Source organism: Staphylococcus ratti (assembly GCF_020883535.1).
GTDB classification, from domain to species: Bacteria; Bacillota; Bacilli; order Staphylococcales; family Staphylococcaceae; genus Staphylococcus; species Staphylococcus ratti.
Genome location: NZ_CP086654.1, coordinates 969,668 through 992,314, shown reverse-complemented (window position 1 = coordinate 992,314; position 22,647 = coordinate 969,668). Strand labels below are relative to the sequence as shown.

The window sequence follows — 22,647 nt, the reverse complement described above, 5'->3', positions numbered from 1 at the left end:
CTAACACTAATAGCATGGTAGAAAGGAGCCGCTCATGAAACATATTAAAACTTATGAAAAAGAAGCTGTAACGATAGACAATAAAACACTGATACTAGAGGGGCCAGTTGAAAAAGAACAACTCGAAACAATGACATTTGATGAAGGCTTAAATGCATTCCGTGTCCCTTTGGAACAATTTCAAGCCATCCAAGAAATTAGTACATTAGACGAAGGCAGAATTTATATTATACGTGAAAACAACCATATCGTCGGTTATGTAACCTACTTATATCCAGATCCTATGGAAAGATGGTCTAATGGAAATTTGCCCTATTTATTAGAACTTGGTGCTATAGAAATAAGTTTACCTTATCGAAATTATGGTCTAGGGCGGGAGCTATTAAAGTTGAGTACAAGAAGTCCGGAATTAGAAGATTACATAATCATCACGACTGAATACTACTGGCATTGGGATCTTAAGAACTCTGGATTAGACGTTTTTGAATATAAAAAATTAATGCAACGTATGATGGCAAATGGCGGCTTGGAAGTTTTTGCAACAGATGACCCTGAAATCACAAGTCATCCAGCTAATAGTTTAATGGCGAGAATTGGAAAAAATATTACTGTAGAGCAAATGAGCGCTTTTGATGATATACGTTATATGAACCGGTTCTTTTTTTAATGGGGGGAAGCAAGATGGAAACACAACACGCTTTACAAACGGGCTATGTTTATTCAGATGCACTTTTACAATACCGCTTTCATAATGAGCATCCATTTAATCAAATGCGACTCAAGTTAACTACTGAATTATTACTATCTACAGGCTTATTGAATGAGGCACAGTTTATCAAACCTAGAATAGCAACCGTTGATGAAATTTCTACGGTACATAAATATGATTATATTCAAGCTATTAAACGTGGTGAACGCAATCTACTCGCACCTGATGAAAAAGCAAAATATGGTTTAGAGGGCGAAGATACACACATCTTCCCAAAAATTCATAGAAGTGCTGCCACTATCGTTGGTGGCGGACTCAATTTAATTGATGCAATCATGGAAAATCGTTTCAAAAATGGCTGTCATTTAGGCGGCGGTTTGCATCATGCTTTAGAAAGTCGTGCAAATGGATTTTGTGTTTATAATGATGCAGCCATCTATATTCACTACTTAATTCATAAATACAATCAGCGTGTATTATACGTTGATACAGATGCTCATCATGGCGATGGTGTACAATGGCGCTTTTACACTTCAAATGAAGTCATGAATTATTCTATTCATGAAACAGGTAAATTTTTATTTCCAGGATCCGGTCATTATACTGAACGTGGCGATGACCAAGGATTTGGTTACACAGTTAATGTCCCTCTTGAACCCTATACAGAGCATGATAGTTTCATGTCTGTGTTTAAACAAACGTTAGAAAACGTTGCAGCTACCTTTAAACCGGATTTTATTGTCAGTGTGAACGGCTCCGATATACATTATCTTGATCCACTCACACATATGCATTGCGATTTAAATACACTTTATGAAATCCCCTATTTTGTAAATGCTATTGCAGAAAAATATGCGAATGGGAAAATAATCATGCTTGGTGGTGGCGGTTATAATATTTGGCGTGTTGTCCCACGCGCTTGGAGCCATGTTTATTTAAGTTTAATCAATCATCCGCCTTTACAAGGACATTTACCTGAATCATGGCTAAAAAAATGGAAACAGTATAGCCCATGCCCAATCCCTGAAAAATGGGAAGAAGATTTTCCTGATTTCCAAACGATACCAAGATGTGAAGAAATCACTCAAAAAAACGAAAGTGTTGCTAATAAAATCCAAAATTGGTTTTAAAATTAATAACACTAGACTTATATAAAGAAAAACCCTTGTATCATCGTTTCATCTTAAAAGTCGTTGTTATACTTTTAAGCATGCAGTGACAAACAAGGGTTTTATTTTATATTTTTGTTGTTCCGCGATACCTTATTTTATGCGGTAAAATCACATTAGGTTCTTCAATGTTTTCGTTATTCATATATTTCGTTAACAAACGCATGCCTACAGCACCGATATCATATAACGGTTGAATAACACTAGATAATTGAGGTCGCACCATTTCTACAAGTCGCGTGTTATTAAAGCTGATAACTTGAATGTCTTCAGGTACTTTAAGACCATGGTCCATTGCTCCGTGAACGATTCCAATAGCTTGTTCATCGCTAATAGATAATACGGCATCGGGTTGATACGTACTTAATTTTTCGAAAGCGCGTAAACCATCTTTGTAAGTTTCGTTACCAACGTACATCAAATGATGATCCACTTCCATATTATGTTGAGAAAGTTGTGTTTTCAAACCTTTTAATGCATCATCTTGTGCTTTTTTAGAATGGCCTCCGCCGACAAAAGCAAACTTAGTTGCACCTGATTGGATTAATTGCTCTGTAATTTCCTGACTCGCTTTTTCAAAGTCAATATTCACTGAAGCGATACCATCATCTTTACCATTTGTTCCGGATACAACAACAGGAATTGAAGCTTTAGCAATTTGTGCTTTAATTTCTGAAGTTAACGTACCGCCTAGAAAAATAATACCGTCGACCTGTTTACTTAACAAGTTATTAAAAATTTCTTTTTCTTTTTCAGGATCATCATCGGAATTTGAAATGATTGTGTGGTATTTATACATTGTTGCAATATCCTCTAAACCTCTTGCAAGTTGAGAATAATAAATATTCGAAATATCAGGTATAATTACACCTACTGTTGTTGTTTTTTTGCTTGCAAGCCCTCTTGCAACCGCATTAGGACGATAGTTTAATCGCTTAATCACTTCATTAACTTTTTCTCTTGTTTCTGGTTTTACATTTTGATTGCCGTTGACAACACGTGAAACTGTCGCCATTGAAACACGCGCCTCGCGTGCCACGTCGTAAATGGTTACCGTCATCTTTTCAACCTCCTTGGAAACGCTTACTCTATTATTATATTCCGTTTTCATCATATTTTCAAAGTTTACCATAATATTGTGTGTTTAGAAATATAAAAGTGAGGTTGTCATATGTTTGTCACGAATTAAATCAAATTTTACTACTTTAAAACAAACAAAAGGAACAAACTGAATAACATTTGTCCCTTTTGTAAAAAATTACTTATTTTAAAGTGTTGTTATTGTACATTTCAGATAATGGTTTAATTTCATTGTAAAATGCATCAAACTCATTTAAATCCATTTGTTGCGCGCTATCACTTAAAGCTACAGAAGGATCTGGGTGTACTTCTGCCATCACCCCATCTGCTCCAATTGCTAAAGCTGCTTTAGCTGCTGGTAACATGATGTCTTTACGTCCTGTACTATGCGTCACATCTACTAACACAGGTAAATGCGTTCCCTGTTTAAGAATCGGCACAGCTGAAATATCTAGTGTGTTACGTGTCGCCTTTTCATACGTACGGATACCACGCTCACATAAAATGATATTTTGATTCCCTTGCGATGCAATGTATTCTGCCGCATATACGAATTCTTCAATCGTTGCAGATAGTCCACGCTTTAACAAAATCGGTTTCGACGTACGTCCTGCTTCTTTCAATAATTCGAAATTTTGCATGTTTCTAGCGCCAATTTGAAATACATCTAAATACTCATCTGCAACCGCAAAATCATTCGGATGTACAATTTCACTGACTACATTTAAATCATATTTATCTTTAATTTGTTTGAGAATTTTTAACCCTTCTTCACCTAAACCTTGGAAATCATATGGAGACGTTCTAGGTTTAAATGCACCACCACGAATAAATTTCTCACCTTTTTGTTTTAAATTTTTGGCTACAGCTTCTACTTGTTCGTATGATTCAACCGAGCATGGGCCAAAAACGAAGGACTTCATGCCTTCACCTAATTTACCACCATTTTCAAACGTCACAATCGTGTCTTCAGGTTTGAGCTTACGAGAAACGTACAAATGTTTTTCATTATCAGATTTTTGTAAATCCGTTGAGGCTTTAAAAATTTCTTTAAATAACTGTTTAATCACATTGTCATTAAACGGTCCTTGGTTTTTATCTATTAACACATTCAACATTTCTTTTTCTCTTTGAGGGTCATAAATTACAGTACTTTGTTTACGTTTTTCCTCACCTATTTTCTTGGCAAGTTCGCCTCGCTTGGAAAGTAATGTTAAAATCCGTTCGTTAATTTCTTCTATTTCTTTTCTATATGTTTCTAAATGATTCGTCATACAATTCACCTCAACTCAGATTTTCTCACTCACTTTAAAGTGGTAAAATTAATTAATGATATTTGGTATTCTAACAAGAATAAATTATAATTTCAACCCATGATTCACAATTATCCTAAATTTTTAGAAAATTCTATCAATATAGTTGATTTTAAAAAGACTTACACACTATGTCAAGATGCTTTTACAAACAAAAGCGTAGTAATCTTCTTTCCAATAATCCTATTACAGCTTGTTTAAAATATGTATATACCAATATGTTTCCTGTAAAAAGATTTAAAAAGGCAAAGGCACGTTACTGCCCTCACCCTTTTAAATTAAACGCTTATTTATCAAATGTATGTTTATCGACTTTACTGCTTGTTTTTTTGCCCTCTTCACTTACTTTTCCATCGTGCTTTGCTTGTGCTACATCATTTGATTTTTCATGTGTAATAACACCTTTGTCAAATTTAACTTCTTTACGTGGTTGTTTTTCCACTTTTTCAGTACTTTTCTTGTGTGTAGTATTGTTTTTAGTATCTTTTTCCAATGCTTGACTTTGTGCACCTAAAGAGGTTGTTGAAGTGCGCGCACTAGCTTTTTCAGTATTAAGGTGTTTGTCTTTGCCTTCAGCTTTTGCTGTTGATGTAGGGCCTGTTTGTCCTTCTAACCGGTCAGAATCCACTTCTGCACGAATTGCACGCTTTTGAGCGTCTCTTGTGTCTTCTACCTTTTTACTGTCTTTTGCTTTATTTTGCGATTGACTGCTTTCAGCTGCTTTTGCTAATCCTTGTCCTGAGATGCCTGCTGTAGGTGCATGATCAGAAGTAAAGTGTGCCGTTTCTTTACGACAAGTTTCAGACTTTTGACTCTCTGATTGATGCTCTTCTACTTCGCTTTGAATCGCACGACGTTGAGCAGCTAATTCTTTTGAAGAAGGATCTTCAGAATTTGTTAGAGCCGTACGTTTACGCTCAGAGTCTTCACGTACACGACGTGCTTGTTCTTTTAATGCATCCGCTTTTCGTTTCGCTTCATCGCGTAAAGTTGTATCTTGATCATTAATTTTAGTTGTTTTAACTTTGTCTTGATGTTGCGCTTTTGCTTTTTTAGATTCTAATGTCGGTTTTAAAAGGAGTCCTAGAGAACTTCCTAAAACTGCTCCAGCTACAAAACCAAATACTAAATCTAAACGGTTTCTAGCTTCTCCGTCATATTGTGGGACTTCATAACTTTCTAATCCTTTAGAGTGTAAATCACGATTATACTTTTCCATTTGATTGTCCTCCTTAAAATAAAAGCACTTAAACAAAGGAATTACCTCATTTAAGTGCGTGAAATTAAGACTTATTCAACTCAGCATCGACTTATTTACGATTCGAATCATCATTTAAAGTCGTGTATTTTGTGTTTACTGATTCAGGATTTGTGTTGAAATCATCTAAGTCTTTATTTTCATATTCACTCTTCACTAATTCTTCGTTAGATAAAGATGAACCTGATTTAGAACTACGATTGACATCAGATGACACGTTGTTCGTTTTATAAGCTGCACTGTTTCTACGACTTTGACGGTTTTGCCATTTATCAGCAATTTCCATCGCAACATTTGACCATTGAACAACTTGAGAAATCTTGTCTTCATTTTGTGAAATGTTATTCGTAATTGAGTGTGTTACACGGTCAACAGAACCATTTAATGTTTGTACTGATTCGCCAACGCCTTTTACAGCATCAACAACAGAGTTTAAACGGTTTGATTTATCTTGGATATCTTCAGTTAAGCGATTCGCTTTATGAAGTAAATCCGTAGATTCACGTGTAATCCCTTGGATTTGGCCTTCCACACCATCAAGTGTTTTAGCAACATGATCCAAGTTTTTCTTAACAGAAACTAAAACTACAACGATTCCAATACATAAAATTAAGAATGCGATAGCAGCAATAATTCCTGCGAGTGGTAAAATCCATTCCATTCGTAAACGCCTCCTATTGACTTTTAAAATATGCTATTTATTTTATATAGATACCCAAACTCTTGTCACTCAAACATCAAAAACTATGTTCAACACCAATTTTTTCTAAGTATGCTTTTAAAACTTTTTGGATATCTCCAGCACCCATGAAAAGTATTACCGCATTTTCGTGTTTTACAAGCGCTTCGACGGTAGATTCAGAAATTAACTGGCCATTATCAACTAAGTCCAACAAATCATGAATCGTCAATTCGCCTGCATTTTCACGAATAGAACCGAAGATGTCACATAAGTATACGGCGTCTGCTTCGTTAAGTACGTTAGCAAATTCCTGTAAAAATGTTTTTGTTCTAGAGAAAGTATGCGGTTGGAATACAGCCACAACTTCTTTGTTTGGATACTTTTTCCTAGCTGATTCAATTGTAGCACTAATTTCTCTTGGATGGTGAGCATAATCATCAACTAAAACCTGATTTTTTGTGAAAATTTCATTGAAGCGACGTTTTACACCGCCAAATGTAATTAATGCGTCTTTAATATTGGATGTATCTAAGTTTTCCATAAATGCAATCGCTAACACGGCTAACGCATTCAGGATATTATGATCCCCGTATTGTGGAGAAATAAAATGATCGTAATACGCCCCTTTAACATATACGTCAAAAGCCGTACCCTTTTCGGTAACTTCAATATTATCTGCATAGATGTCCATCGATGAATCAAAGCCATAATAGTAAACTGGAATATCTACTTTAATGTCTTTGACATGAGGATCATCTCCCCATGCAATAATCGCTTTCTTAACATTGTTGGCCATGCCTTGAAAAGCATTAACAACGTCCTCGACATCCGCAAAATAATCTGGGTGATCAAAATCAATATTAGTAATAATGGCATAATCAGGTGAATAACTTAAAAAGTGACGGCGGTATTCACAAGCTTCGAAAGCAAAGTATTCACTTTGAGGTAATCCCATACCTGTGCCATCACCAATAAGGAATGACGTCTTTTTATCTCCGTTCATCACATGAGACAAAAGACCTGTTGTTGATGTTTTCCCATGCGCGCCTGTCACTGCCACTGAAGTATATTCGTTAATCACTTCTCCTAAGAAATCATGATAACGTATCACTTTTAAATTAAGTTCATGCGCTTTTTGTACTTCTTCATGCGTATCTTTAAACGCATTGCCTACTATCACCGTTAAATCTTCAGTGATATTGTCCGCACTAAAAGGCAAAATTTTTATTCCTTTATTTTTAAGTGCAATTTCAGTAAATACATATTGTTCAATGTCAGAACCTTGAACATCATAACCTAAATCATGAATAATTTGAGCAAGCGAACTCATTCCTGCTCCTTTGATACCGACGAAATGGTACTTTGTCATGATTATATGCCCCTTTCTATATTTATGAGTCTTGTAAGTCTGCTTCAGTGAGAAAGACATCTCGCGGTTTTGAACCATTTGAACCAGAAATGTAGCCGAGTTGCTCTAATTGATCGATAATTCTTGCAGCTCGATTATAACCAATTTGAAAATGTCTTTGAATAAGAGAGGTTGAAATGTTACCCTCTTTTATCATAAATTCACAAACTTCGTTGAATAATTCATCTTTAGGTGATTCTTCTGTTTTCTTCAGGAGCTCTTTCTCTTGGAATAAATATTCAGGTTCTCTTTGTGATTTAATGTATTCTACTACTTCATCAATTTCCTCATCTGAAACAAATGTGCCTTGAACACGAATCGGCTTATTCATACCACCACCAAGATATAGCATATCTCCATAGCCAAGCAAGCGTTCAGCGCCGCCACTATCTAGTATCGTTCTAGAATCTACGCTAGACGAAACCATAAATGCGATACGCGTTGGGATGTTTGCTTTAATCAATCCTGTAATGACATTAACAGAAGGTCTTTGCGTTGCTACGAGCATGTGTATACCACACGCACGCGCTTTTTGAGCAATACGTGCAATAGATTGTTCTACATCTTGTGGTGCCATCATCATTAAATCGGAAAGCTCATCGATAACGATGACTATTTTCGGCATACGCTGATCGTAACTCACCTTTTTATTAAACGCTGTAATGTTTCTTACATGTGTTTGCGCGAAACGTTTGTAACGGCGCTCCATCTCTTCTACCGCCCACTTCAAGCTTTGCGTTGCTGCTTTTACATCTGTAATAACAGGTGCAACGAGATGTGGAAGATCATTATAAGGTGCAAGCTCTACCATTTTCGGGTCAATTAAAAGTAATTTCAATTCTTCAGGATGATTGCGATAAAGCAATGATAATAAAATGCTATTAATTGAAACGGATTTACCTGAACCGGTAGCCCCTGCAATAAGCGCATGTGGTGTTTTAGCAATATCCATCAATAAAGGTTCATTATTAATTCGACTTCCCATTGCAACAGTAAGCTTTGACTCCGCATGCTTAAACGCTTGTGTCTCAAGAATGGAGCGTAAATTCACTTTCGTTGGGTGTTGATTAGGTACTTCTATACCTACTAAACTCGTCCCAGGTATTGGCGCTTCTATGCGAATGTCTTTTGCGGCCAAAGCCATTTTAATATCATCTTGTAAAGCGGTGATACGAGAAACTTTAACACCTCTTTCAACTGAAAGTTCGAATCTCGTTACACTTGGCCCTTCAATTACATTCACAACTTCTGCAGGCACGTTAAAATAGTAAAATGCATCGTTTAACTGTTGCTTCTTTTCTTCTATCCAAGCATTGTCACGTTCTTGTATTTCAGGCTGATCCAGTAAGTCTATACTTGGTAAATTCAGTATAGGACCACGGCGAATTTTTTTAGTTTCTTCACCATTTTCTGTCGACACTGTTGAGGCAGCGACTAATTCCGGACTTTCAACATGTTCAGATGACTTCTGTTGTTCAATTTGTAATTGAGATTGAGCTGCCCTGTCAACATTATTATTGTTTTTTGATACTGAAACATTTTTATCTGAATGTTGTACGTGCGCTTTATTTAACTTTTCACGATTCAACATTCTCTTTTTATCAGAAGGTGTCATGACAACATTAAACGGCTTGCTGCCCTTTCGAATTGGTGTTTTTGGCTCTCGCGTTTTGGGTTGTGGCTTGATTTCTGGTTTTAAAGGTGGCTCTTCTTGATTTGATTGCTTTACGTCCGCATTATTCAAATCTGCTTGCGCATTTAATTTCTGATTTTGACGCTCATTGATCGCTGGCGTTAGTTGAGGTTCATCGACAGTTGTTGATGTCGTCTCCTCTAATGGTTCCTCTTGGTGTGATTGAATATCTGAATGTGAATCATCGTATGTTTCGCGCTGCACATTAAACTTCGTATCATGAGTTTCTCTATTATCATTTTGATCAACATCTGTATAATCAATCTCATCTTCATTAGAGGTATTATCGTTTTGATTAACATTTTTACTTATTTTACCATCAGTGCCCATATCAGAATGCTGTGGCTGTTCTTGAGTTACCTCTGTTAATTCAGTGCCATTAGAGTTATCCTCTACCTCACGATTAGTTTCCCAAGCACTATTTAACGCTTCTTCACTATCACTAACGTTTTCACTCACATGCTCTATAGCTTCATTGACAGCTACATTTTCATTTGTCGATGTTGCTGATGTTGCATCCGCCTTATTCGTACTAGAGGTAATCTGATCTAAATCAATCTCTTCATATTCCATCTCTTGTATTGAGAGACTATCTTGACTATCATGAGACTCTTGTGCATTCATATCCACACAATCGTTTGGAACTGCGTCCTCTTGCTGTTCATCATTTTCAGATGCCGCGTATTGTTCTCCTAAAAGCTGACGCGCTTGTGATGCGTGCATTTCATCAATTGCTTTTTGCATGTCGGCATTTGCATCCGTTTGGTGTGCTTCTCTTTTTTGTTGTAACGCTTGTTTAAAGCGTTTCTTTTGCAACATTTTCTTTTCACGTTCTCTGCGAATCTCATCAACGATTTGAGACGCACAAATATTCTCAATATTTACCGTATTATCTCGTTTAGAATGTGTCGGTATGCTTTTCTTAGTTGTCGCAGTTTCCATCTTAGATTGTGATGCCTCAGAACGCGTACCAGGCGGTTGATTCAAACCACTTTTTTGTATTGGTTTACGATTTTGTGTACCAAAAATAGCAGAAGGCACTTCACTCGCCTTGAATTCTTGGTGATGCGCTAAATACGTATTCGTTTGTTGTTGTTTTTGAGAAGTACGACGACTTGTTGATGGCGACGATGTCGGTTGATGCTCTCGGGCTTTAGGATTGTTCCAACTTCTATTTGAGACATGGTTCGGATAACGATTGACATCCGAACGATTTGAAGTATGGAATTGGCTACGACGTGAGCTATCCTCATGCTGCGTCTGTGAGGTAGTAGCGTGCCTTTGTGTACGATGACGTCGTGACTTGCGATCTATACTATAAGCTTGTTGAGCTGTCCTTTCAGTCTTCTGAACGTGTGAATGATTAGATGGCTCTACATTTTCAGTTCTTTCTGAAAGTTGCTCTCCCATAGATATAGGGAATCTAAACTTCCCTCTCGGTCTTTGATAAACGTCATTCGTCTGCGGGATGAGGCTATGATTCTGTTTTTCAGTGATTGTGGAGCGTTTGTTTTTCGCAGATGTTTGGTCTGATGGATTGTCGTCTCCAAATAATTTATCAAACCAGCTCATATATTCACGCCCTCCTTTTTAAGCATTAAAAAATGATTGTCCTACTGTATAACTGTCATCTAAAACCATAATCCCTTTTTCTTGAGGTGCATTAGGCAAATTTAATTCTTTCATTGAACAAATCATGCCACTTGAAGCAACGCCGCGTAACGCTGCATCTTTAATTAACATGCCACTTGGCATTACTGCGCCAACTTTAGCTACAACTACCTTTTGTCCTTGTTCAATATTAGGTGCACCACACACAATTTGCAAAGTTTCTGTACCTACATCTACTTGACACACACTGAGTTTATCTGCATCTGGATGCTTTTCTTTGCTTTTTACGTATCCAACTACAAACTTCGGAGAAAAGTCAGCATTAAGCTGGTAATCTAAAGCTGATGCATCAATTGCTTTTTGAATTGCATTAGCATGTGCTTCAGTAAACTTAATATGGCCTTGCCCTTCTAACGTAAGATGTTCGTCTGCATTAAAAATATTCAACCCAACGACTTGGTTTTCTTTTTTGATTGCTACAATATCACCATATTTTTCATATTCGAATGGGCCTTCAACAGTATCAATTTTTAAAAAGGCAACATTTCCTACACCTTTAGGGTTATAAAATAAATTCATCTTAAACATCTACTCCTTATTTGCGTTTGTTTTGATCTTTTCTTGCACCTAAATGTTGAACGACATTAGGTGATGGGTTTGTTTTTTGTTTGTTATTTTCACCTAAAATAAACACAGGTTCAAAATGTCCCTTTTCATAGCCTAAAGACAACGATGTAATAGGCACTAAACCATTTGTAAAAAATTCCATCGTCATATGTGCCATAACATCATATCCTGTTTTATTTCTAATATCAGCAATAATTAATACATCTTGATGTGGAATCGCCACGAGCATTTCGCCCTCTATTTTATTTTCAAAATCATTTAATAAAGATGTATTTAAAATGCGACTCGCATCATAGCCATCATTCGTATTTATAAAATAGAATTGATTCCCTTTTACTTCATCAACTTTGTATGCATTGTTTAATTTGCGTATATTAAATAACGCCATTTCCTTAACTTGTTGTTTGGATAACTTTAATTCATTTAATAGCTCGGAATCAATTAATCGATAAGATTTCCCTAAATCTAATGCGTAATATATTCTGGTTTCTGCAGTATGAGACTCAGTAACAAACGCACGGCCTTCTTTTGTTTCGGTTGGAAAGCTCGTCGCACGTATGACTGGCATAATCCGCTTTTCATTCAATGTTTTATGGGCTTCGTCTTTCATTTGATGAATGGTTTCTTCAACATAATACACAATCTCGTCAACAATATGTACTTGCCCTTTATTAAATTTAGCTACTATTGGAGATAGTTTTACCGTAACTCCTTTTTGATTATCTGTTCGATAAATTCTTAACGATTCTTTATCACGATTAAATTGATAGTGAACTTTTAAATGGGTTAATCGTGATTTTAATAAATCTCTCATTTTAAAGACATTCATTTTTTCACTCCTAAATACATGCCTTACATTAGTTTACAATAAAAAGCCCCTCAGGACTAGAGAAAACCCATGTCCTAAGGGCGAAAATATCATTAAAATTGTGATAAAAAGTCATCAATTTGAGCTATTGATTTTCGTTCTTTACCAATGTAGTCTCCTACACGTTTCCCGTCTTCATATACGATAAAACTTGGAATACCCATAACGCCCTCTTCAATCGCTAAATCAATAAACGCATCACGATCCACAGAGATAAAATTAAAATTGGCATACTTTTCCTCCAACTTAGGGAGATCGGGTTCAATAACACGGCAATCTGGACACCACCCAGCTGTAAACATAAATACTGTTTTCTCTTGTGTTAGCTTTTTATAATCTGCTTCATTTTGTATTGTTTTCATTTTTGTTCCTCCTTTAGTCTCCATATTGTAAATGTTGAATTTTAGTTTCGTCGAGAGAATGAATTGTGCTCATCAACCATTTTTTAGCGTTGTCGTAATCACGTATGTCAAAAACGCTGTCACTGCTATGGATATAACGTGCACATACTCCAATGACTGCTGTCGGCACGCCCGTAAGCGATTTGTGAATGACACCACCATCTGTTCCTCCAGGAGAAATGTAATATTGATACATGACTTCATTTTCATGAGCAACATCTAATAAAAATGTTTTAAAAGCAGGTTTTAGCAACATTGTCCCATCTTTTATTCTTAAAAGCGCACCTTTTCCTAATTGTCCAGAAAGACCAGATCGGCCTTTCATATCATTAGCCGGAGAACAATCAACTACAAAAGCAATATCTGGTTGAATCAATTGTGTAGCCGCTTCTGCACCTCTTAATCCTACTTCTTCTTGCACATTCGCACCTACATATAAATCAACGTCTAATTCTATATCTTTTAGTGCTTCTAACAATTCAATTGCTATAACACACCCATAGCGATTGTCCCAGGCTTTCGCCGCAAATCGGTGTTCTGATAATTGATGTAATTCTGTATGAGGTACAATCGGGTCACCAATAGTCACACCTCTTTGATAAACCTCTTCATCATTTTCAGCACCAATATCTAATAATAAATCTTCAATTTTAGGAGCGCCTTCTTGTCCTGTGCGGAAATGTTTCGGAATATTGGCAACAACGCCTATAATTTCTTCATCGTTATTCGTTCTCACTTTTAAACGCTGTCCTTGCCAAATATCGTTCGCTACTCCGCCTAAAGCTGTAAATTTAATAAAGCCTTCTTTCGTAATTTCTGTAATCATAAATCCGATTTCATCCATATGCGCAGCAACCATCACGCACGGTGCATTGTCCTTTTTGCTCTTTTTAACGCCGTAAACACCGCCCATCCGGTCGTTAACAAATGTATCAACGAAAGGTGCCATTTCTTGTCTTAAAAAGCTACGCACAGGCGCTTCGAAATTAGGTGCACCATGTAATTCTGTCAAAGTTTTAATACGTCTTAACGTTTTGTTATTCACATATTTCACTCCTTAGTTATGCAATCACTTTATTACAGTATATCACTTAAATTATGGTAAACTGTAGCTAAGTCTTTCAAGGAGGCGAATACTATGTTTACGAAAAAGAACTGGCCCTTGATTATTCCAATTGCCGTAGGAACATTGATGGCAGGAAGTTATTTCTATGTTCTACGTCTTGAAAATGATAAAAACATTCCTCCAAATGAAGTGTTAGAATCTGTAAAACAATACTTCCATAATGTCACAGGTTCTTTTATTTTGTATGAGACGATTTCTTATCAGAAAGCTAACACCGACTATATTGCGTATAAAGGCGGCATTACGACAGAAAGAAATAACATCGTTCATCAATATACCTTTTACGTTGACGCGAAAACCGGAGCAATTATAGATATCATTGAAAATCAAGAAAGTTAATATGCGCAATACAGGCGCATAACTCAAACGTACACACATACAAATACACTTTATAGGGGCACCCACTCGGGCCTCTATTTTTTATGGAATCGACAAACCAAAATATAGTATCCTACTTTTAGCTTTCACTACATTGAAAAAACCGTTTTATTCATTCATCTCTTTTAATGGAAGACATGATGTGCTTACCATCTTCTGTTAATTTAATCGCTAAGTGTGAGACATCATGATAAAACAAAATCCAATATCCTTCAGCCGCATATTGCCGTGTTAAACGTTCTTTTTCACGGATAGATTGCATAGGATAGTCATCGTATGCTGTAACCCATAACGGGTTAATATGAGCAGTTGTCGATAAAATATCCGCCATATGAACCGCTTTTTCACCTTCACTTTGAAATTCAATAATACAATGTCCAAAGCTATGTCCTCCCGTATGTTTCATTTTAATCCCTGGATATGGTTCAATCTCATCTTCAAATAAAATAAGTTTCGATTCATATGTGCCTCTATTTTGTGTCCAATACGTGGCTTTACTTCTTATATTTGGACTGATAAACTCATGCCATTCATCTTGTTGAACATAATGCCATGCATTAGGAAATATAGCTTTGCCTTCACTATCGGTTAGACCTGTCGCATGATCGAAGTGCATATGTGTCATTAAAACAAGATCAATGTCTTCTACAGTAAGATGCTGTTTGGCTAGCGCTTCTCCTATTTTGCTTTCTTCAGTTACACCATAATTTCTAATTTGTTTTTCTGAAAGTTTCCCTCTTCCAATTCCAGTATCGATGATAATATTTTTATCTCCTGTTCGAATAAGCAATGGATGTGTGACAAGTGGCACTTGATTGTTTTCATTCACTGGATATTTTTTTGACCATAACGGTTTCGGAACGACGCCAAATATTGCTCCGCCATCCATTTGCGTCTGCCCCCCATTCAAAGCAATAATTTCAAAAGCCCCTACCTTCATATTTTTCACTCCTTCGTTAAAATAAAAAAGCGAGACACGAATCAAACCATGTTCATTTGATCTCAGTATCTCACTTTTAACTATGTAAAACCTAATATTGTATCTTTAATCTTTGTTCATTTTATGTTCAAAGTTGTGATGAAATTTGGCTTCCATACGATAAATACGTGAGCCTTTTTCAGAAAATTTATGTTCATATTCCGTTGGGATATTATCCCCTTCATCCTCTTGATGAAGATTGAGGTTGATTTTAGTAAAATACATACCAAACTGAGACATACTTTCTAGACTGTACGCATATAAACCGCGGTTATCCGTTTTAAAATGAATTTCACCATCTCGCTCTAAAATTTGCTTATAAATTTCTAAAAAGCGATGATTCGTAAGCCGGCGTTTGGCGTGTCTCGTTTTTGGCCAAGGGTCAGAAAAGTTCAAATAAATTCTGTTGATTTCATGAGGTAAAAAGTAATCTGTTAGTACAACAGCATCATTACATAACAATTTAATATTCTTTAAATTGTGTTCAAGGACTTTATCTAAAACTCGAATCATTACGTTTTTATCACGCTCAATCGCAATATAATTAATATCAGGATTTTGTGCAGCGAGCGTCGTAATATATTTTCCCATACCAGATCCTATTTCAATATGAATAGGTTGCTTTTTTTCAAACCACATAGCTACTTGTTGTTTGTGATCACAATCCAAATCAACAATATCTACATGTTCTCTAAGATACGTCTCAGCCCATGGTTTATTTCGCATTCTCATGATTCATAGTCTCCTTATATAAATACATCACTCTTCATCACTGCATGCAAAAATTTGAGCCATGTATTCATGTCCTTAAATCGTTTATGTTCTTCATTCCACTGGACCATACCAATAGATTGAATCACTGTATACCATTTCATACGTTTTTTTAAATTCATCGTTTCTTTAACTTCGTAAATATCAAACCATGACGACCACTCATTTTTTGGAACGTAATTGTATAAGAGCATTCCAATATCGATTGCTGGATCAGCAATCATTGCACCTTCCCAATCAACTAAAAAGAGTTCATTTTTATCAGATAATAACCAATTGTTGTGGTTAACATCTCCATGTACGACGGTATAAAAACGAGAATCATATTCAGGAACATGCGATTCTAAATATGTTAGCGCATGACGAATAATATGATGCGTCAACACATCACTTGATAGCGAAGCATTAATTTTATTCAGCATAATTTCCGGTGTAATTGGCTCCATTTCCATACGCTTTAACATTGTTAAAAGTGGGCGTGATTGATGAATTTTTTTCAATAAGTGAGCAACTCGATGTTGATTCATCTCATCAGCTTCTAGTTCTCGTCCGTTTTTCCAATGTTGCGCCGTTACTACTTCACCTGTCTCTATTCTTTTTGTCCAAACAAGCTTAGGCACAATTCCTTCTGCAGATAAAGCTGCTATAAAAGGATTGGAATTACGTTTCAAAAACAATTTTTGACCATCTTGTTCTGCCATATACGCTTCACCTGATGCGCCACCAGCTGAATCGAGTGTCCAACCTAATTGATAGAACTGCTCCACAACACGTTCACCTCACTTTCAAAGAGAAAAGGCTCTAGAAAGGTATTCAAGAGCCATATTAATAACATTTTTACTTCGTGTACGTTCGTTTTCTCATTTAGCACTCAATAAAGATTTTATAATTAATACACTAATTTTTCAACCAAAAATGAGACACTAAAGTTCACTTTTTTCTATTTTCAAACCCATCCTAAAACAAAGTATTTCAACTTAATAAGTCTCTTTATTCAGAGTGGGATTGAATATATTTCTCAAATCCGGCTTGTAAGCGACGTGTGATGTCTCCTACTTTGCCATCTGCTACATCTTCACCATCAATTTTTACTATTGGCATAACTTCAGCAGAGGTACTTGAAATGATGACCTCATCTGCATTCTTCAAAAAGTCTACTGAAAAAGCTTCTTCCTTAAATTCGATGTTTTCATCTTCGCATACCCATTGTATAACTCTGCGTGTAATACCATTTAAAATATAATTGTTAGCTGGATGTGTGTATACGACATCGTCTTTTACCGCATAAACGTTACTAGATGCACCTTCTGTTACCGTATCACCGCGATGTTGTATCGCTTCTTCAGCATTGTATTTTGCGGCATATTCCTTCGCTAATACGTTACCTAATAAATTTAAACTTTTAATATCACAACGTAACCAACGAATATCTTCAGTTGTAACCGCAAAAACGCCCTCTTCAAGCTTTTGATAAGGTCTGTCATATGCTTTTACAAATCCAGTTAAAACAGGAGTGACTTCTGGCGTTGGAAAAGCATGATCACGTGGCGCAACGCCTCGTGTCACTTGAATGTATACACCGCCATTTGAAACGTCATTTACTTGCGCAAGCTCACGCACGAGTGATGTTAGTGATTCAACCGTATGATTGAGTTCTAATCCAATTTCACTAGCACTACGTAAAAGACGCTCGAAATGTTCTTTAGCTGTAAAGAGCTTATGATTATAAATGCGAACGTATTCATAAATGCCATCACCAAAGTTATATCCTCTATCATTAAATGCAACTTTAGCTTCTTGTTCTTCTACAAATGATTCATTTAATAATACTTTTGTCATATTATTCCTCCACACATATAGAGTGAATTGCTTCTAAATAAATGCTTGTCGCGTCAAAAAGCTGCTTTTTCGTAATATATTCATTTTTTTGATGCATTAAATCTTCAGAATCCTCAAACATCGCACCAAATGCAACACCTTTTTCAAGGTTACGTGCATACGTTCCACCACCAATAGTAAATGATTCACGCATGTCACCTGTCTGGTTACGGTAAGCAGTTAATAGTTTTTGAACAAATGGGTCGTCAGGATTTACAAAATGTGGTGTTTGAACTTTACCCACGTTCAACTCAAAACCTAGTGGATTTATTTCATTTGTAAATTCTTGAATCACTTTTTCAAATTCAAATCCTTCTGGGTATCTTAAATTAATACCAAACTTTCCACCAGTATCTTTCTGATATTGAATCACACCAATGTTCGTTGTTAAGCTACCCATAGCATCCGTATGAAAACGCATACCCATCTTTTCTCCAAAATGAGAATCAAATAAATACGTATCGCTTAACTGCACCCAATTTTTAGCATTTTGATCTAATTTTAAAGTGTTTAAAAAGTGTGTTAAATATAAACCAGCGTTCACACCGATAGACGGATCCATACCGTGTACTGCCTTACCTTCAACACATAATTTTAATACACCACTATCTACTTCATGATGTCCTTTTAAAGTATGCTCTGATAAAAATGCTTCAAAACGTTGAATGCAATCTGTCATATTTTCTTTCACTAATAAATTCGCTTCAGCAAAGTCAGGCACCATGTTATAACGCTCACCAGATTCAAAGCGCAGCAATTCTACTTCTGGTTCGTCATCATCAGCGACACTTTTTGTTTGTTTAATATCAAATGTTGTAATCCCTTTTTCCCCATGAATTAATGGAAATTCAGCGTCAGGCGCAATTCCAATTGAAGGCATTTCTTCTGTTTTAAAATAGCGATCTGTACATAACCAATCTGACTCTTCATCTGTACCGATAATAATATGTATACGCTTTTTCCAATCTACATTCATATCATTTAAAATTTTCACTGCGTAGTATGCCGCGATTGTTGGACCTTTATCATCTAATGTGCCACGCGCAATAATACGATCTTCAGTAACTACTGGAGAAAATGGATCAGAATCCCATCCATCGCCTGCAGGTACAACATCTACATGTCCTAAAATACCAAATAATTCTTCGCCTTTGCCCGCCTCAATTCGGCCAGCAATATGATCTGTGTCAAAGGTCGTAAATCCGTCACGTTTAGCTAAAGTATACATATACTCCAAAGCCTCTTTAGGGCCAGGGCCTACTGGCATCTCTTCAGATGCATTTGCATCATCACGGACTGATTTAATCGCAAGTAGTCCTTTTAAATCTTCAACGATTGCCGTTTCATATTCACGTACTTTTTCTCTCCACATGTTGATCATCTTCCTTTTGTGTTTGATGTCTCCTATTTTACACGATTTGGATCATAAACAACAGCAGAACCCTAAAACATTGTTTTGATTTTTCTGAAAACAATGTTTGTCGAGGATTCGATTGCGTTATGTAAAGTGATTTAAATTCAGCTCAATACCTTATCTCTTAAGACGCACAACAAAATCACTTTAAATTCGTCAATCACATTTTATAGATAGGGTGTAACGAATGAGTCCTTACGAAAATTGGGGAACAGTGTCCTAATCCACATTAAAAGTGCTAGATATGCTTCTACAAAGCGAAAAGAGGCTGGGACATAGAAATGTCCTAGCCCCTTCCAATAACTTCTTTTTATTATTTGTCAGTACCGCTATTTTTATTATTTTTTAAATCTTCTTCTGTGACTACACGTAAATTGTTAGACGGGTCTCCGCCGCCTTCAGCATCAAATGCTGCTTCTCTTGCATTATCGTGTGAGGCATCGCTACTACCTTGCGTAAATTGTTCTTTTTTATCGTTTAAGAATGCTTTTGGATCTTGCTTAGCTTCATTAACGTACGCTTTTGGATCAGCTTTTACTTTATTAAGTTCTTCTGTTGCTAATGCACCTACATTAGATACTTTTTCGCGTGCATTTTGTTTATAACTTTCTGGATCTTCTTTGTATTTATCAATTTCTTGTTTCAAAGCATCGCGATTTTGTTTTTTTGATAAAACAACCGCTAATGCTGCACCACCGATACCGATGATTGCTTTTAATAGATTTGTTGATTTCGCCATTTTAATCACCTCTTTGAATTCTAACAATACCATACCCATTATGATATTTTATAAACATTTTAAATCAATTTATGCATGCATTTCAAATAGACAAAGTCATCGACATCCAATACGATTTAAGCCATTTATATTTCATCCTCATTAAAAGCTAAACCTAATAAACTAAATTCTTCAGGTTTCAATTTTCGATATTCACCTAGTTTTAGATTATTATCTAAGGTCAAATCAGCGATTTTAATACGTTTTAGATAAGTGACTTCATTATTTACCGCATGAAACATACGTTTAATTTGATGAAATTTACCTTCTGTAATTGTTACATAAGCTGCCTTCGTATTTAAAATTTGTAGTTCTGCTGGTTTTAGCTTGCCTTCTTTTAAAATCACACCGTCTTTAAAACATGCTATAGCTGAGTCTTCGATAGGGTTTAGCGTTTCAACATAATACGTTTTTGGTACATGGTGGTTTGGACTCATAAGTTGATGGTTAAATTGCCCATCATTGGTAATTAATAATAATCCTTCTGTATCTTTGTCTAATCTGCCAACTGGAAAAAGATTTAAATGTGCATACTCCTTAATTAAATCTATAATTGTACGATGCGCATCATCTTCCGTTGCAGAAATCACACCTTTAGGTTTATGCAACATTAAATATACATAAGGCTCATATGCAATCAATTGATCATCCACCGATAAGCGGTCACTATTCGGATTAATTTGTAACTTTGGCGATTTTACAATTGTATCGTTCAATTTGATTTTGCCTTTTTTGAGCAAAAGTTTAACTTCAGATCGTGAACCTACACCCATTTGAGATAAAAATTTATCAATTCTCATTATAGAAAGTTCAGTCCTAACTTACGGCGTATTTTATTTGGCAACTCGCCTAAAAACTTATCCGCTAGCCTTGTGCGCATTGTCATAGCACCATAGAATAAACCACCAACGATAACGCAAATTATCGTGATAATGAGGGCGCCCCACTGTGTAGTAGGCGTAACGAGTAGTTGAATTATGAAATACGTAATTTCTACTGCAATCATCATAATGAAACCAAACAGTAAGATTTTACAAACATCAAAAATAGTGTCTTCAAATTTAAAATGTGCATATTTCTTCAATACAAACAGATTACAAACTATGGCAAATGTTAGAGCGATGCATGTGCTTAAAATAGCGCCTGCTGTATGAAATACAACAATTAAAGGCGTATTTAAAATAAATTTGATTAACACTGATCCAACAACGATAAACACTGTAAGCTTTTGTTTATTAATCCCTTGAAGCATTGATGCCGTCACACTTAATAAAGAAATTAGAATGGCAGCTGGTGCATAAAAGAATAATAGTCTACTTCCGTCATAACTAAATTCATAAAATACGGTATATAGAGGAACGGCTAAAGCCATAATTCCCAAACTCGCTGGCACTGTAATGTACATCAATACACCTAACGATGTGCGAATTTGCTTATGCATTTCGTGATAATCCCCTGACTCATACGTTTTTGTAATATAAGGAATTAAACTAATTGCAAAACCTGCTGCTAAAGATGTTGGTATCATTACAATTTTATTTGTAGTCATATTAAGCATCGTAAAAAACGTATCCTGTAAACGCGGCGCAAAACCTGCAATATTAAGCGCATTGTTGTGCGTTAATTGATCCACAATAATAAATAATGGGAAGTTTAAACTTACAATAACGAATGGGATACTATACGAAATAATTTCTTTATACATTTTGCCATAAGAGACGTCAATCCCAGTCATATCAGATTCAACCATTTTTTGAATATGTGGTCTGCGTTTAATCCAATACCACCAAAGTGTTAACAGCCCTGCAATTGCACCAATGGCTGCACCAAATGTGGCAATCCCATTCGCAAATAGTACCGAGCCATTCGCTACATTTAATACAATGTAACTTCCGACTAAAATGAATAGAATACGCGCAATCTGTTCAGTCACTTCAGATAAAGCGGTTGGCCCCATAGATTTATATCCTTGGAATACACCTCTCCATGTGGCTAGTAATGGGATGAATATCACTACAAAACTAATCGTACGAATAATGGATGTGATTTGGTCAACCGTCCATCCTTCTGCTTCATTGGAATGATTAGCGATTGTAATAGAAGCGATGGTAGGTGACATGAAATATAAAACTAAAAAGCCAATGACACCTGTTATACTCATTACGATAAAACTTGATTTGTATAATTTTTGACTCACTCGATATGCTCCGAGTGTATTATATTTTGCGACGTACTTAGAAGCTGCTAATGGTACACCAGCAGTGGCTACAGCAATCGCAATATTATAAGGACCATAAGCATAGTTAAATGGCGCTAAATTATCAGCACCGCCTATAATTTTGTAGAAAGGAATGATATATATAATCCCTAAAATTTTAGTAATAAGAATGCTAATTGTTAGAAGAAAGGTCCCTCTCACTAATTCTTTATTTTCACTCATAGCTCAACCTACCTAACCTACTGATTTCAAAAATTTATTATAACATAATACGGTCATTATACAC

General features: G+C 35.9%; 21 protein-coding genes. 3 read left to right on the top strand and 18 right to left on the bottom strand.

The window, feature by feature from the left end; genetic code table 11:
- The first annotated feature begins 34 nt into the window (after positions 1–34).
- Positions 35–667 (top strand): GNAT family N-acetyltransferase, encoded by a 633-nt coding sequence (locus tag LN051_RS04840; protein ID WP_229293427.1) that lies wholly within the window; start codon positions 35–37, stop codon positions 665–667.
- A gap of 14 nt (positions 668–681) precedes the next feature.
- Positions 682–1,839 carry an acetoin utilization protein AcuC gene (locus tag LN051_RS04835; RefSeq protein ID WP_229293426.1) on the top strand — a complete coding sequence of 386 codons (1,158 nt, stop codon included), beginning with the start codon at positions 682–684 and terminating at the stop codon, positions 1,837–1,839.
- A gap of 106 nt (positions 1,840–1,945) precedes the next feature.
- Here LN051_RS04835 and ccpA read toward each other — a convergent pair whose 3' ends face one another.
- From ccpA to LN051_RS04785, 10 genes are all read right to left on the bottom strand, one after another.
- On the bottom strand, positions 1,946–2,938 hold the full coding sequence (ccpA, locus tag LN051_RS04830; RefSeq protein WP_229293425.1) for a catabolite control protein A: 993 nt from the start codon (positions 2,936–2,938) through the stop codon (positions 1,946–1,948).
- Positions 2,939–3,140: 202 nt separating this feature from the next.
- A complete protein-coding gene (locus LN051_RS04825; protein ID WP_229293424.1) occupies positions 3,141–4,232 on the bottom strand; it encodes a bifunctional 3-deoxy-7-phosphoheptulonate synthase/chorismate mutase in 1,092 nt (363 codons plus the stop codon).
- A 325-nt stretch (positions 4,233–4,557) separates the two neighbouring features.
- Positions 4,558–5,490, bottom strand: coding sequence for a hypothetical protein (locus LN051_RS04820; protein WP_229293423.1), 933 nt, complete (start codon positions 5,488–5,490; stop codon positions 4,558–4,560).
- 91 nt (positions 5,491–5,581) lie between these two features.
- The gene (locus LN051_RS04815; RefSeq protein WP_229293422.1) at positions 5,582–6,190 is read right to left on the bottom strand and encodes a DUF948 domain-containing protein; all 609 of its coding nucleotides are present in this window, start codon (positions 6,188–6,190) and stop codon (positions 5,582–5,584) included.
- Between the two features lie 76 nt (positions 6,191–6,266).
- The gene (gene murC / locus LN051_RS04810) at positions 6,267–7,580 is read right to left on the bottom strand and encodes a UDP-N-acetylmuramate--L-alanine ligase (RefSeq protein ID WP_229293421.1); all 1,314 of its coding nucleotides are present in this window, start codon (positions 7,578–7,580) and stop codon (positions 6,267–6,269) included.
- A 22-nt stretch (positions 7,581–7,602) separates the two neighbouring features.
- The gene (locus LN051_RS04805; protein WP_229293420.1) at positions 7,603–10,884 is read right to left on the bottom strand and encodes a DNA translocase FtsK; all 3,282 of its coding nucleotides are present in this window, start codon (positions 10,882–10,884) and stop codon (positions 7,603–7,605) included.
- An 18-nt stretch (positions 10,885–10,902) separates the two neighbouring features.
- Positions 10,903–11,502, bottom strand: coding sequence for a YtpR family tRNA-binding protein (ytpR, locus tag LN051_RS04800; RefSeq protein ID WP_229293419.1), 600 nt, complete (start codon positions 11,500–11,502; stop codon positions 10,903–10,905).
- 16 nt (positions 11,503–11,518) lie between these two features.
- Positions 11,519–12,379 (bottom strand): DUF1444 domain-containing protein, encoded by an 861-nt coding sequence (locus LN051_RS04795; RefSeq protein ID WP_229293418.1) that lies wholly within the window; start codon positions 12,377–12,379, stop codon positions 11,519–11,521.
- Positions 12,380–12,471: 92 nt separating this feature from the next.
- The gene (locus LN051_RS04790; RefSeq protein ID WP_229293417.1) at positions 12,472–12,780 is read right to left on the bottom strand and encodes a thioredoxin family protein; all 309 of its coding nucleotides are present in this window, start codon (positions 12,778–12,780) and stop codon (positions 12,472–12,474) included.
- A gap of 13 nt (positions 12,781–12,793) precedes the next feature.
- A complete protein-coding gene (locus LN051_RS04785) occupies positions 12,794–13,864 on the bottom strand; it encodes a M42 family metallopeptidase (RefSeq protein WP_420853993.1) in 1,071 nt (356 codons plus the stop codon).
- A gap of 93 nt (positions 13,865–13,957) precedes the next feature.
- On the opposite strand from LN051_RS04785, the gene LN051_RS04780 reads away from it, so the two are divergent.
- Complete coding sequence (locus LN051_RS04780) at positions 13,958–14,284, top strand: PepSY domain-containing protein (protein ID WP_229293415.1); 327 nt, start codon at positions 13,958–13,960, stop codon at positions 14,282–14,284.
- Between the two features lie 151 nt (positions 14,285–14,435).
- On the opposite strand, the gene LN051_RS04775 is transcribed toward LN051_RS04780, so the two are convergent.
- The 8 genes from LN051_RS04775 to LN051_RS04740 all read right to left on the bottom strand — a co-directional run bounded on the left by LN051_RS04775 (position 14,436) and on the right by LN051_RS04740 (position 22,583).
- Positions 14,436–15,263: a YtnP family quorum-quenching lactonase gene (locus LN051_RS04775; protein WP_229293414.1), complete on the bottom strand. Its 828-nt coding sequence runs from the start codon at positions 15,261–15,263 to the stop codon at positions 14,436–14,438.
- Positions 15,264–15,368: 105 nt separating this feature from the next.
- Complete coding sequence (gene trmB / locus LN051_RS04770; protein ID WP_229293413.1) at positions 15,369–16,034, bottom strand: tRNA (guanosine(46)-N7)-methyltransferase TrmB; 666 nt, start codon at positions 16,032–16,034, stop codon at positions 15,369–15,371.
- Positions 16,035–16,048: 14 nt separating this feature from the next.
- A complete protein-coding gene (locus LN051_RS04765) occupies positions 16,049–16,840 on the bottom strand; it encodes a phosphotransferase family protein (protein WP_229293412.1) in 792 nt (263 codons plus the stop codon).
- A 223-nt stretch (positions 16,841–17,063) separates the two neighbouring features.
- Complete coding sequence (gene dat, locus LN051_RS04760; RefSeq protein ID WP_229293411.1) at positions 17,064–17,912, bottom strand: D-amino-acid transaminase; 849 nt, start codon at positions 17,910–17,912, stop codon at positions 17,064–17,066.
- A gap of 1 nt (position 17,913) precedes the next feature.
- Positions 17,914–19,323, bottom strand: coding sequence for a dipeptidase PepV (pepV, locus tag LN051_RS04755; protein WP_229293410.1), 1,410 nt, complete (start codon positions 19,321–19,323; stop codon positions 17,914–17,916).
- A 355-nt stretch (positions 19,324–19,678) separates the two neighbouring features.
- Complete coding sequence (locus tag LN051_RS04750; RefSeq protein ID WP_229293409.1) at positions 19,679–20,104, bottom strand: YtxH domain-containing protein; 426 nt, start codon at positions 20,102–20,104, stop codon at positions 19,679–19,681.
- Positions 20,105–20,229: 125 nt separating this feature from the next.
- Positions 20,230–20,943, bottom strand: coding sequence for a pseudouridine synthase (locus LN051_RS04745; RefSeq protein ID WP_229293408.1), 714 nt, complete (start codon positions 20,941–20,943; stop codon positions 20,230–20,232).
- The gene (locus LN051_RS04740; RefSeq protein WP_229293407.1) at positions 20,943–22,583 is read right to left on the bottom strand and encodes a putative polysaccharide biosynthesis protein; all 1,641 of its coding nucleotides are present in this window, start codon (positions 22,581–22,583) and stop codon (positions 20,943–20,945) included. The genes LN051_RS04745 and LN051_RS04740 overlap by 1 nt, the downstream gene beginning before the upstream one ends.
- Positions 22,584–22,647: the final 64 nt, after the last annotated feature.